The sequence below is a fragment of the Faecalibacterium langellae genome (assembly GCF_002549775.1).
GTDB classification, from domain to species: domain Bacteria; phylum Bacillota; class Clostridia; order Oscillospirales; family Ruminococcaceae; genus Faecalibacterium; species Faecalibacterium langellae.
The window spans coordinates 546,637-558,829 of the sequence record NZ_NMTR01000021.1 but is presented as its reverse complement, the minus strand read 5'-3'; the positions used below and the strand labels follow the sequence as shown (position 1 = coordinate 558,829).

8 protein-coding genes and 1 CRISPR repeat array are annotated in these 12,193 nt (G+C 60.2%); of the genes, 6 read left to right on the top strand and 2 right to left on the bottom strand.

The window, feature by feature from the left end; all coding sequences use genetic code 11:
* The first annotated feature begins 53 nt into the window (after window positions 1-53).
* Genes cas5c through cas2 form a run of 6 tightly spaced genes read left to right on the top strand, consistent with a single transcriptional unit; the run spans window position 54 to window position 5,358 of the window.
* The gene (gene cas5c / locus CGS49_RS11110) at window positions 54-701 is read left to right on the top strand and encodes a type I-C CRISPR-associated protein Cas5c (protein WP_097801868.1); all 648 of its coding nucleotides are present in this window, start codon (window positions 54-56) and stop codon (window positions 699-701) included.
* Entirely contained in the window at window positions 698-2,461 is a 1,764-nt protein-coding gene (cas8c, locus tag CGS49_RS11105; protein ID WP_097801867.1) for a type I-C CRISPR-associated protein Cas8c/Csd1, read from the top strand. Before cas5c ends, cas8c begins: the two co-directional genes overlap by 4 nt.
* A 3-nt stretch (window positions 2,462-2,464) precedes the next feature.
* Window positions 2,465-3,355, top strand: coding sequence for a type I-C CRISPR-associated protein Cas7/Csd2 (cas7c, locus tag CGS49_RS11100; RefSeq protein ID WP_097801866.1), 891 nt, complete (start codon window positions 2,465-2,467; stop codon window positions 3,353-3,355).
* A complete protein-coding gene (gene cas4, locus CGS49_RS11095; protein ID WP_097801865.1) occupies window positions 3,355-4,041 on the top strand; it encodes a CRISPR-associated protein Cas4 in 687 nt (228 codons plus the stop codon). Before cas7c ends, cas4 begins: the two co-directional genes overlap by 1 nt.
* Window positions 4,026-5,057 carry a type I-C CRISPR-associated endonuclease Cas1c gene (cas1c, locus tag CGS49_RS11090; RefSeq protein WP_097801864.1) on the top strand — a complete coding sequence of 344 codons (1,032 nt, stop codon included), beginning with the start codon at window positions 4,026-4,028 and terminating at the stop codon, window positions 5,055-5,057. Before cas4 ends, cas1c begins: the two co-directional genes overlap by 16 nt.
* Before the next feature lie 10 nt (window positions 5,058-5,067).
* A complete protein-coding gene (gene cas2 / locus CGS49_RS11085; RefSeq protein WP_097802261.1) occupies window positions 5,068-5,358 on the top strand; it encodes a CRISPR-associated endonuclease Cas2 in 291 nt (96 codons plus the stop codon).
* Between the two features lie 181 nt (window positions 5,359-5,539).
* Window positions 5,540-10,632: direct repeats of the CRISPR family, unit length 33 nt; unit sequence GTCGCCCTCCTCGCGGAGGGCGTGGATTGAAAT.
* Between the two features lie 206 nt (window positions 10,633-10,838).
* On the opposite strand, the gene CGS49_RS11080 is transcribed toward cas2, so the two are convergent.
* Window positions 10,839-11,663, bottom strand: coding sequence for a pseudouridine synthase (locus CGS49_RS11080; RefSeq protein ID WP_097801863.1), 825 nt, complete (start codon window positions 11,661-11,663; stop codon window positions 10,839-10,841).
* 118 nt (window positions 11,664-11,781) lie between these two features.
* Window positions 11,782-12,189 carry a GerW family sporulation protein gene (ytfJ, locus tag CGS49_RS11075; protein ID WP_097801862.1) on the bottom strand — a complete coding sequence of 136 codons (408 nt, stop codon included), beginning with the start codon at window positions 12,187-12,189 and terminating at the stop codon, window positions 11,782-11,784.
* Window positions 12,190-12,193 lie beyond the last annotated feature (4 nt).

The window sequence follows — 12,193 nt, the reverse complement described above, 5'->3', positions numbered from 1 at the left end:
AAGACAAGTTCCTGCCAGACTGCACGACCGGATTCAGAAAGGAGGCGGTACCCATGTCAATGCTGATCGAAGTGTGGGGCGATTACGCCTGCTTCAGCCGTCCCGAGATGAAGACAGAGCGCGTGAGCTACGACATCATCACGCCGTCCGCGGCAAGAGGGTTGGTGGAAGCGATCTATTGGCACCCGGGCATGAAGTACCATATTGATCGCATCTACCTGCTGAACCCGGTGCGGTTCACCAACATCCGCCGCAACGAAGTCAAATCCACCCTGCTTTCCTCGGCGGCGCTCAGTGCGGCCAAGGGCGGTGCCGCGCCGGTGCTGTACACCTCGGCAGACATTCAGCAGCGGGCCGCGCTGGTGCTGCAGGATGTGCACTACGTCATCGAGTGCCACTTTACCATGACGGACAAGGCCGCACCCGGCGATAATCCCGGCAAGTTCCAGGACATCCTGCGGCGGCGGCTGAACAAAGGCCAGTGCTATCACCAGCCGTGTTTCGGCTGCCGGGAATTTCCGGCCAACTTCCGCGAATGGCCCGCCGGGGAGCCCATCCCTGCCCTGCCCGTCACGCAGGACCTGGGCTTCATGCTCTATGACCTGGACTACGCGGACCCGGAAAACATCCAGCCTCAGTTCTTCCGGGCAAAGCTGGTGGACGGCGTGCTGGACTGCCGGAATGTGGAGGTGTTCACATGATCCTGCAAGCATTGACCGCCTACTATGAGCAGCTTTTGCGGCAGGGCAAGATCGCCGCACCCGGCTGGGACGGCCGCTTCAAGGTGAGCTATGAGCTGCGTCTGAACGATGCCGGACAGCTGGTGGACGTTGTGGACCTGCGCGTCAGCGAGACCAAGGGCAAAAAGACGGTCATCGTCCCCCGGGAGCTGCGGGTACCCGCCCACGTCAAGCGTACCGTCGGCATCGCTGCCAACTTTTTGTGCGACAATTCGTCCTATCTTCTGGGCGCAGATGAAAAGGGCAAACCGGACCGCGCCAAACAGTGCTTCGAGGCCTGTGCCCAGCTGCACCATAAATTGCTGGACGGCGTGGACGACCCCGCCGCAAAAGCCATTCTGGCTTATTTTGACAGCTGGGACCCGGCGCAGGCGGCAGAACATCCCCTGCTGAACGCAGAATGGAAAGATCTGACCGGAAACTCCAACCTGATTTTCGGTTACGAAGCGCCAGACCACCACCACATTCTCGCCAACGATGCCCCCGCCATTCAGGCGGCCTGGCAGGCCCACTATGGTGCCGCAGACGCAGACGCCGCCACGATGCAGTGCCTGATCACCGGCAAGCAGGCCCCTGCCGCATTGGTGCACCCCGCCATCAAGGGCGTGATGGGCGCGCAAAGCGCCGGTGCCGCGCTGGTCTCCTTCAACGCACCGGCCTTCTGTTCCTACGGCCACGAGCAGGGCGAGAATGCTCCCGTGAGCGAGTACGCCGCCTTTGCCTACACCACCGCGCTGAACCTGCTGATTGCAGACCGGAACCACTGCAAGCGCGTGGGTGACACCACCATCGTCTGCTGGGCCGAGAGTGCGGAGCCTGCGTATCAGGATGCGTTCAGCCTGTTCCTGTTTGGTGCAGAGGAAGCTTCCGGCATTGAGGAAGCGGATGTGCAGGCGGCGCTGAAACGGCTGGCCGCCGGGCAGACCGTGCCGTTCCTTGAAAAAGAGCTTGCGCCGGATCAGCATTTTTATGTGCTGGGGCTGGCCCCCAATGCCGCGCGGCTCTCGGTGCGGTTCTTCTTGCGGGATACTTTTGGAACCTTTGCCCGGAACCTGCAAAAACACGCCGACGCACTGGAGATCACCCGCCCGGCCTATGATAACCGCAAAACGCTGTCCGTCTGGGCACTGGCCATGGAGACCGTCAACCGCAAGGAACGCAGCCCCTCCCCCGCACCGCAGCTGGCCGGTGACCTGCTGCGTGCCGTGCTGACCGGCGGGCGCTACCCCGCCACACTGCTCAACGGCGTGACGATGCGCATCCGCGCCGAGCAGGACGTGACCCGCGGGCGTGCCGCCATTCTGAAAGCCTATTACCTGCGCAATTCCCCCACCGATCTGAACAAGGAGGTCTTTACTGTGAGCCTGAACGAAACCACCAATGTGCCCTACATTCTGGGGCGGCTGTTCTCTGTGCTGGAAGCAGTGCAGAGCGATGCCAACCCCGGCATCAACACCACCATCAAAGACCGGTATTTCAACTCGGCCTGCGCCACCCCGGCTCTTGTGTTCCCCACCCTGCTCAAGCTGGCACAGAAACATTTGCAGAAGCTGCCGGACGGCAAGGCGGTCTTCTACAACAAGCAGATCACCGAGCTGGCCGCCCTTGTGCCGGAAAGCGGCTTCCCCGCCCGGCTGAGCCTGCCGGACCAGGGCAAGTTTGAGATCGGCTATTATCATCAAACCCAGAAACGCTTTGAGAAGAAAAACAAGGAGGAATAAACCATGTCTGAGCCCATCAAGAACCGCTACGATTTTGTCATTCTGTTCGACGTGGAAAACGGCAACCCCAACGGCGACCCGGATGCCGGCAACATGCCCCGCATCGACCCGGAGACCGGTTACGGCCTGGTGACGGACGTCTGCCTCAAGCGCAAGATCCGCAACTATGTAGAAACATTGAAAGAGGATGAAGACGGCTACCGCATCTACATCAAGGACGGCGTGCCCCTGAACCGCAGCGACGCTGCAGCCCTGACCGCCTGCGGCCTTGCCCCGGACGAAGACCTGAAAAAGGCCAAGCGATCCGACCCGGACATCGACCGCAAACTGCGCGACTATATGTGCGCGAATTTCTATGATATCCGCACCTTTGGTGCCGTGATGACCACCTTTGTAAAGGGTGCACTGAACTGCGGTCAGGTGCGCGGCCCGGTGCAGCTGAGTTTTGCCCGCTCGGTAGACCCCATCCTGCCGCAGGAAGTCACCATCACCCGCGTGGCCATCACCACCGAAGCCGACGCCGAAAAGAAGGGCACCGAGATGGGCCGCAAGCACATCGTGCCGTACGGCCTGTACCGCGCCGAAGGCTATGTTTCGGCTAATCTGGCCCGCAAGACCACCGGCTTCTCGGAAGACGACCTGCAGCTGCTGTGGCAGGCCATCCTGAACATGTTCGAGAATGACCACAGCGCCGCCCGCGGCAAGATGGCCGTGCGGGAACTGATCGTGTTCAAACACGATTCCGAACTGGGCAACGCCCCCTCCTACAAGCTGTTTGATGCTGTTAAAGTCCAGCGGAAGGAGGATGTCATCGCGCCCCGCAGCTATCAGGATTACACCGTCACCGTTGCGGACACCCTGCCGGACGGCGTGACCTGCAAGAGGTTCAACTGATGGACGCGCCGGACGACTACCTGCTGATGTCCGGCATCCAGCACTTTGCCTTCTGCCGCCGTCAGTGGGCATTGATCCACCTGGAGCAGCAGTGGGCGGAAAATCTGCGCACCACCGAAGGGCAGCTGGACCACGCCCGCTGCCACGACGACACCCAGACCGAGCGCCGCAAAGATCTGCTCATCACCCGTGGAATGCGGGTGGTCAGCCATCGGCTGCGGATGTCCGGCAACTGCGACGTGGTGGAATTTCGGGCCAGCGAGGCGGGCATTTCCTTGCAGAGTGCCCCCGGCTTCTGGCAGCCATATCCGGTGGAGTATAAACACGGGCACGCCAAGGAGACCGACGCCGACCGGCTGCAGCTCTGCGCCCAGGCCATGGCGCTGGAGGAAATGCTGGTGTGCCGCATCCCGGAAGGTGCGCTGTATTACTGCGAGACCAGGCGCCGGGAGGTGGTGCCGTTCACGGAAGAACTGCGCGCCGCCACCCAGCGCATGGCCGACGAAATGAACCAGTATTTCGCCCGCGGCTACACCCCCAAAGTGAAGCCCGGCAAGCACTGCAGCGCCTGCTCGCTGAAGGAGCTCTGCCTGCCCGTGCTCTGCCGGAACGCGGACGCAAAGGCCTATCTGCGCAGCCATCTGGACGAAGCGGCCACGGAGGTGACATCATGCGGCAATTCCTGAACACCCTGTTCGTGCTGAACGAAAGCGCCTACCTCTCGCTGGACGGCGAAAATGTGGTCGTCAGCTGCGACAAGGCCGAAGTCGGCCGAGTGGCGCTGCACACGCTGGAAAGCATCCTCTGCTTCAGCTACGCCGGTGCCTCCCCCGCCCTGATGGGCAAGTGCGGCCGTCTGGGCATCGACCTGTGCTTTTTCTCACCGCAGGGGCGCTTTCTGGCCCGCACGGTGGGCGAGGAACGCGGCAATGTTCTGCTGCGGCAGACGCAGTATGAAGTTTCTGCCAGCGAGGCCCGCAGCTGCACCTACGCCCGCAATTTCATCCTGGGCAAGGTTTACAATGCCCGCTGGGTGCTGGAGCGTGCCACCCGCGACCACCCCCAGCGGGTGCCGGTGGAGCAGCTCAAGCAGACCAGCGCACAGCTGGCCGCCGCACTGCCGCTTTTGGAGACCTGCGAAGATTTAGAGCAATTGCGCGGTCTGGAAGGCGAAGCAGCGCAGCGGTATTTCGACCGGTTCCATGCGCTGATCCTGCAGCAGAAAGAAGATTTTGCTTTCACCTCCCGCAGCCGCCGACCGCCGCGGGACAACGTGAACGCGCTGTTGTCATTTGCGTATTCCCTGCTGGCCAACGATTGTGCCGCCGCGCTGGAAGGGGTCGGACTGGACCCTTATGTGGGCTTCCTGCACCGCGCCCGCCCCGGACGGCGCAGCCTGGCGCTGGACCTGATGGAGGAACTGCGTGCCGTCTACGCGGACCGGTTCGTGCTCTCCTGCATCAACCAGAAGGTCGTAAACGCGAAACAGTTTGAAAAGCAGGAAAACGGTGCCGTTCTGCTGACCGAGGACGGCCGCCGCGCCTTCCTGCACGCCTGGCAGCTGAAAAAGCGGGAGGTCATCACTCACCCTTTCCTGAAAGAAAAGCTCAGCTGGGGTCTTGTGCCCTATGTGCAGGCGCTGCTGCTGGCACGGACTTTGCGGGGCGATCTGGACGTATATCCGCCGTTTTTCTGGAAGTGAGGTGCTGTTCATGCTGGTTCTCATCACCTACGACGTCAACACCGAAACGCCTGCAGGCCGCAAGCGCCTGCGCAAGGTGGCGAAGAAATGCGTCAACCACGGCCAGCGGGTGCAGAACTCGGTGTTCGAGTGCCTGCTGAACGCTTCGCAGTACGCCGTTTTGAAGGCCGAGCTGACCGCGCTGATCGACCCTGCACTGGACAGCCTGCGGTTCTATCAGCTGGGCAACAACTACCAGAGCAAGGTGGAGCATGTCGGCCTGCACCCCGATTTTGCGCAGGATGACGTGTTGATGTTCTAGCATCCCCCGCCGTGCGAGGCACAAGCTCCCATGGTTTCCCCGGGCGCTTCGCACTGCAAAAACAGACACCTTAGCACGATTTGTTTTGCATTTTGCCGGAACCTTTGTAAAGTTCCTTTTCAAATTGTGCACAAGCGTGTATAATGGAACAAAAGCATTGGATTTTTTCGCTGCTTTTGCTGTCGCTCTCCTCGCGGAGGGCGTGGATTGAAATAGCAGCACAAGAAAATTGCCGCAAAAATCCGCATGTCGCTCTCCTCGCGGAGGGCGTGGATTGAAATACCAGCGGCGTGAGTGCAGTGGTCGATTGGTTCAGGTCGCTCTCCTCGCGGAGGGCGTGGATTGAAATCTGTCCAGAATGCCTACACGGTCGGGAATTGCAACGTCGCTCTCCTCGCGGAGGGCGTGGATTGAAATATAGATATACTCACCAGTCAGCTTTTTCTCAGCGAGTCGCTCTCCTCGCGGAGGGCGTGGATTGAAATAGGCCAGTGCCGACCACCTTTGTGCGGTTGGTGTGTCGCTCTCCTCGCGGAGGGCGTGGATTGAAATAAACTGGCGCACGATAGCGCGGCCCAGCTTTTTCGTCGCTCTCCTCGCGGAGGGCGTGGATTGAAATCGCAATAATCCCCGCCGAATGTGCATTTCCCGCGTCGCTCTCCTCGCGGAGGGCGTGGATTGAAATATGTAGTACACGCACCTCACGTTCACACGGGCAGTCGCTCTCCTCGCGGAGGGCGTGGATTGAAATTTTGAACTTGCCGACCATCTCCCAGTACCTGTCAGTCGCTCTCCTCGCGGAGGGCGTGGATTGAAATGCATACCACAGCTGCCAATTGCCAAACCATCCCTGTCGCTCTCCTCGCGGAGGGCGTGGATTGAAATTCCTTTCGAAGGACGGCTTCAGCGTGGGCGCACCGGTCGCTCTCCTCGCGGAGGGCGTGGATTGAAATTTACTGCCACGATACGGCACACCATATCTCACGGGTCGCTCTCCTCGCGGAGGGCGTGGATTGAAATATGCATGGAGCGAGAAGGCCAAGAAGGAAATGCTGGTCGCTCTCCTCGCGGAGGGCGTGGATTGAAATCTCTGCACGGCGAAGCTTTTCCCGGCTGGACTGCAGTCGCTCTCCTCGCGGAGGGCGTGGATTGAAATTTCCATCGTGTGAACGTGCTCCAAAAGCAAAATAGTCGCTCTCCTCGCGGAGGGCGTGGATTGAAATCTCGTAGCTGGCGCGGGTGCGGTCCTTGCGGTAGAGTCGCTCTCCTCGCGGAGGGCGTGGATTGAAATCTTGATGTGAGCGCCGTCTACTTTTGCCATCTTTGTCGCTCTCCTCGCGGAGGGCGTGGATTGAAATACTCATGGGTGGTGTCCTCCTTTATCGTCCATGGTCGCTCTCCTCGCGGAGGGCGTGGATTGAAATCCATGTGATACCGGCCTCCCGGAGCTGTGCGCCCCGTCGCTCTCCTCGCGGAGGGCGTGGATTGAAATTCCGCTTTGGTAGTTGTATGCCTGCTGCAGCCATGTCGCCCTCCTCGCGGAGGGCGTGGATTGAAATCACCTCACCCATGAACTGCTTCCAGTGGTACCAGGTCGCCCTCCTCGCGGAGGGCGTGGATTGAAATCTGTCTTCGCAAATCTGGGAGAGCAAGCAGTACTGTCGCCCTCCTCGCGGAGGGCGTGGATTGAAATTTAAAACGTCTTAGAAAGGCCTCTGAGCCGGGATGTCGCCCTCCTCGCGGAGGGCGTGGATTGAAATAGCTACACGGCAGGCTATGTAACGAAAAAAATAGTCGCCCTCCTCGCGGAGGGCGTGGATTGAAATTTCGAGATAGCTCTGAATCTCTGCGTCTCTGTCGGTCGCCCTCCTCGCGGAGGGCGTGGATTGAAATGTAGTAGTGCTGCACTGCCACTGCCTGCCGCAGGGTCGCCCTCCTCGCGGAGGGCGTGGATTGAAATTCCTCTGGTGGCTCTGGAATTCTTAGCGGAATCGGGTCGCCCTCCTCGCGGAGGGCGTGGATTGAAATTGCTCGTCGGTCAGAGCGGGAACCACCACGTCGGGTCGCCCTCCTCGCGGAGGGCGTGGATTGAAATAAGCATGAAGAAGATTGAAAAGGCTACGCTGAATGGTCGCCCTCCTCGCGGAGGGCGTGGATTGAAATAGTAGTTCGATCGGGGGTAAGGAAGCTTCTGCATCGTCGCCCTCCTCGCGGAGGGCGTGGATTGAAATACTATCCCCATCACCGGATGGAAAACGGACAGCGGTCGCCCTCCTCGCGGAGGGCGTGGATTGAAATTTCGCAGCTGAACTGGACATTTCCAACGCTGCCCGTCGCCCTCCTCGCGGAGGGCGTGGATTGAAATTGTGCTGTCCGGCGTGGTCGTGCCGGTGCTGGACGTCGCCCTCCTCGCGGAGGGCGTGGATTGAAATAGCTTACCCACCGGCTCTTTGCCGCGCGGGTGTGTCGCCCTCCTCGCGGAGGGCGTGGATTGAAATTATTTTAGCTGGCGTTTATGTGTCCGTCAAGCCTTGTCGCCCTCCTCGCGGAGGGCGTGGATTGAAATTCTGCTGTCCATAGCCTCCTGTTTTGTCCGTTGGTCGCCCTCCTCGCGGAGGGCGTGGATTGAAATCATAGCTCCAGTTTGATGAGTTTCCGCCGCCTGCGGTCGCCCTCCTCGCGGAGGGCGTGGATTGAAATTCCTGCCGGGTGGGCAGATTGTCCTTTTTCCACTGGTCGCCCTCCTCGCGGAGGGCGTGGATTGAAATGTTGATCAGATGGAACACAGCATATCTCCATCCAGCGTCGCCCTCCTCGCGGAGGGCGTGGATTGAAATATGCAAAGGAGCGGAAGACCGCCGCAACCCCGCCTGTCGCCCTCCTCGCGGAGGGCGTGGATTGAAATTTCGATGGACAGCAGCTATTGCGGTTACTGGAGTAGTCGCCCTCCTCGCGGAGGGCGTGGATTGAAATTGGAAAGAATGTGGAAAGAAAAAGATGTGGTTGGTCGCCCTCCTCGCGGAGGGCGTGGATTGAAATTTGCTGGCCGCTGTGCGATGAAATACACGCGGGTGTCGCCCTCCTCGCGGAGGGCGTGGATTGAAATACGATCGTCTGGCACATAAAACCTGATAAGAGGTTGTCGCCCTCCTCGCGGAGGGCGTGGATTGAAATCCTGAAGCGCCGACCGCGCTTTACCCGGAACGCGGTCGCCCTCCTCGCGGAGGGCGTGGATTGAAATCATCATCTATCAGCGGCACCAGCGGTATATCCTGGGTCGCCCTCCCCGTGGAGGGCGTGGATTGAAATTATTACAGCAAGAGCCGCCCCTCCCAGCTTCGAGGTCGCCCTCCCCACGGAGGGTGTGGATTGAAATCCAGATAAGCCGCAGGCAGTCGGCAATGATGGAGTAAGTCGCCCTCCTCGCGGAGGGCGTGGATTGAAATAGCAGCGTGTTGTTGGCAGAGTTATCGTTATAGGCGGTCGCCCTCCTCGCGGAGGGCGTGGATTGAAATTGAGATTGCAGGGTGACTGCCGTGATGCGGGCCGGTCGCCCTCCTCGCGGAGGGCGTGGATTGAAATATCAGCTTTTCGGACGAGTTTGCGCTCGTGCTGGCCGTCGCCCTCCTCGCGGAGGGCGTGGATTGAAATGTTCAGTGGGCCATGACATGCTACAGCGGTCAGCAAGTCGCCCTCCTCGCGGAGGGCGTGGATTGAAATTGAGCGGCATTCTGGACGTGCAGACCATGCTGCAGGTCGCCCTCCTCGCGGAGGGCGTGGATTGAAATTGAGCGGCATTCTGGACGTGCAGACCATGCTGCAGGTCGCCCTCCTCGCGGAGGGCGTGGATTGAAATCCAGATAAGCCGCAGGCAGTCGGCAATGATGGAGTAAGTCGCCCTCCTCGCGGAGGGCGTGGATTGAAATGATCACTCCGATCCGCTGGCGGCGCAGGCCCAGCCGTCGCCCTCCTCGCGGAGGGCGTGGATTGAAATTCGTTGTGATTTGCTCGAGTAAAGAACATTTTTTCGTCGCCCTCCTCGCGGAGGGCGTGGATTGAAATGAAAAAATCTTTACCGGAGGCGGCGTGGAAGCAGGGTCGCCCTCCTCGCGGAGGGCGTGGATTGAAATTTGTCCTGATACTGGCGGGTCTGGATGCGGCCCTGTCGCCCTCCTCGCGGAGGGCGTGGATTGAAATTTCCAGCGCGGCCAAAGTCCGCTCAACCGTGCGGGTCGCCCTCCTCGCGGAGGGCGTGGATTGAAATTTTCCGAGTTTGAAGCATGGTGGGCCCCCGTCGTCGTCGCCCTCCTCGCGGAGGGCGTGGATTGAAATTAACTGGAGCTATGGAAAAAGCCACAGTGAAAGCTGTCGCCCTCCTCGCGGAGGGCGTGGATTGAAATTTTGCAACTTTTTTTGTGCTGCATAATCGGTCTCGTCGCCCTCCTCGCGGAGGGCGTGGATTGAAATCACTTTCCGCCGTAAAGCGTCACATACCGGAGATGTCGCCCTCCTCGCGGAGGGCGTGGATTGAAATAGTCTGAACGGACAATCAAAAACGTGGCAGACAAGTCGCCCTCCTCGCGGAGGGCGTGGATTGAAATATCCGATGACATGAAACTATCTTTGAGCTTTATCGTCGCCCTCCTCGCGGAGGGCGTGGATTGAAATCTGCTGTCCGAGTATGAGGTTTTTGCAACGCACCGTCGCTCTCCTCGCGGAGGGCGTGGATTGAAATTATACCCCGGAGGAAGCCGCCCAGCTTGCAAAGCGTCGCCCTCCTCGCGGAGGGCGTGGATTGAAATCTTTTCGGACAGCGCATCTGCCTGTCGGACCAGCTGTCGCCCTCCTCGCGGAGGGCGTGGATTGAAATAACGCCAACAGAAGGAGAAAAACAAAATGAGAATTGTCGCTCTCCTCGCGGAGGGCGTGGATTGAAATAAGGTGAGTTTCGGCAGTAATATCGCTATTCCCACGTCGCTCTCCTCGCGGAGGGCGTGGATTGAAATACCAGCGCAGGCAGGATGTGGTAGCTTGCCACAAGTCGCTCTCCTCGCGGAGGGCGTGGATTGAAATAATGGTGCGATGGCCGATGGCCTTGATGCCGGCCGTCGCCCTCCTCGCGGAGGGCGTGGATTGAAATGATACCCAGCCGACGATCGTGCCGAGCACGTTTGGTCGCCCTCCTCGCGGAGGGCGTGGATTGAAATCAGACGCCAGTGACGGTCAGGCCATCAAGGCTGCGTCGCTCTCCTCGCGGAGGGCGTGAGTTGAAACGCTCCCCGCACAGATACGTTGCATGGCATCGTCCACCGCCTGTTCCGGGCCCATTCGGGGCGGGCGGAAAGGCCTTCACGGGCAAGAAAAAACCACGGTGCATCTCTGCACCGTGGTTTTTTTGGCGGCGGCATATTGAACTGCCGGGCGTATGAATTTTGTTTTTCTGTTCTCTGCTGTGTCCGGCAGCGGGCTTTCGTCTGCGATCAGCGCTTCTTCTGGGTGCCCTTGCCCACCGGGCCGCGGGGGCGGCGCTCGGCGGCCTTGGACTGCAGCGCGGCGCTGCGGGTCTGGGCGCGGCCCTTGGCAGCGGCGGCACGCAGGCCGTTGATCTCGGCCTTGGTCAGCTCGCGGTAGGTGCCGGGCTTGAGCATACCCAGCTTGACGACACCCTCAGCGTTGCGCTTCAGGCGCACCACCTCAAGGCCTACGGTCTCACACATGCGGCGGATCTCGCGGTTCTTGCCTTCCTTCAGGGTCATTTCCATAACGGTGCGGCCCGGCTCGTCGGTGACGACGTTGATGGCGCAGGGCATGGTCTTGGTGCCGTCGTCCAGCACAACGCCGCTGCTCAGCTTCAAGATCTGGCTTTCATCGGCACGGGGCTGCACGGTGACGCGGTACAGTTTGGAGATGCCGCCGGACGGATGGGTGACGGCCTGCGCAAAGGCGCCGTCGTTGGTCATCAGCAGCAGTCCCTCGCTGTCCTTATCCAGACGGCCCACCGGGTACAGGCGGGCCGGGATATCGCTCACCAGCTCCATGACCGTCTTGCGGCCCAGCTCGTCGCTGGCGGTGGTCACATAGCCGCGGGGCTTATACAGGGCCAGATAGTACAGCTGCTGGTCCTTTTTGATATAGATGCGCTCGTCATCCACATGCAGCACATCGCGGTTGGGGTCCATTTTGTCGCCCACCTTCACGGGGTGGCCGTTGACCTTGACGCGGCCCTCGGCAATGATCTGCTCGGCTGCGCGGCGGGAGCACAGACCCTGCTCCGCCATGATCTTCTGAATACGTTCTTCTGCCATAATCAAAACTCCTTGTGCGCCTCCCGGCGCTCAAAACGCGCACTGCTCCCCTGTTTTGAGGCACAGGTGCGCCTGTATCAAAAACTGCGGGTCGGAAGCCCGCAGTTACGGCTTGGGTTTACTGCTCTGCCGGAGCAGCAGGTTCTTCTTTCTTCTCGTCCTTCTTGACCATAGAGGCCAGCTTGTCCACCAGCTCCGGCAGCATGGTCAGGGCACGGTTGATGGTGTCGGCGTTGTCCGACAGCTGGATGGTGCGCACGCAGCCGTCCTTTACCACGAGGAAGGCCACCGGCTGGATGTTCACACCCGCACCGGAGCCGCCGCCGAACAGGTCCTTGTTGGCGGCGTTCTTGCCGTCAAAGTCGGTGCCGCCGGAGGCAAAGCCAAAGCTCACCTTGGAAACCGGCAGGATGGTGGTGCCGTCCTCGGTGATGATGGGCTTGCCAATGATGGTGTTGGAGTCCACCATCTGGTGGATCTTCTCCATAGTAACGTTCATCAGGCCCTGAATGGGATGCTCAGCCATAAAA

Coding starts and splice junctions, on each gene's coding strand:
- cas5c (WP_097801868.1), top strand. CDS start 54: ATGTCAATGCTGATCGAAGTGTGGGGCGATTACGCCTGCTTCAGCCGT.
- cas8c (WP_097801867.1), top strand. CDS start 698: ATGATCCTGCAAGCATTGACCGCCTACTATGAGCAGCTTTTGCGGCAG.
- cas7c (WP_097801866.1), top strand. CDS start 2,465: ATGTCTGAGCCCATCAAGAACCGCTACGATTTTGTCATTCTGTTCGAC.
- cas4 (WP_097801865.1), top strand. CDS start 3,355: ATGGACGCGCCGGACGACTACCTGCTGATGTCCGGCATCCAGCACTTT.
- cas1c (WP_097801864.1), top strand. CDS start 4,026: ATGCGGCAATTCCTGAACACCCTGTTCGTGCTGAACGAAAGCGCCTAC.
- cas2 (WP_097802261.1), top strand. CDS start 5,068: ATGCTGGTTCTCATCACCTACGACGTCAACACCGAAACGCCTGCAGGC.
- CGS49_RS11080 (WP_097801863.1), bottom strand. CDS start 11,663: ATGGCAGAAGAACGTATTCAGAAGATCATGGCGGAGCAGGGTCTGTGC.
- ytfJ (WP_097801862.1), bottom strand. CDS start 12,189: ATGGCTGAGCATCCCATTCAGGGCCTGATGAACGTTACTATGGAGAAG.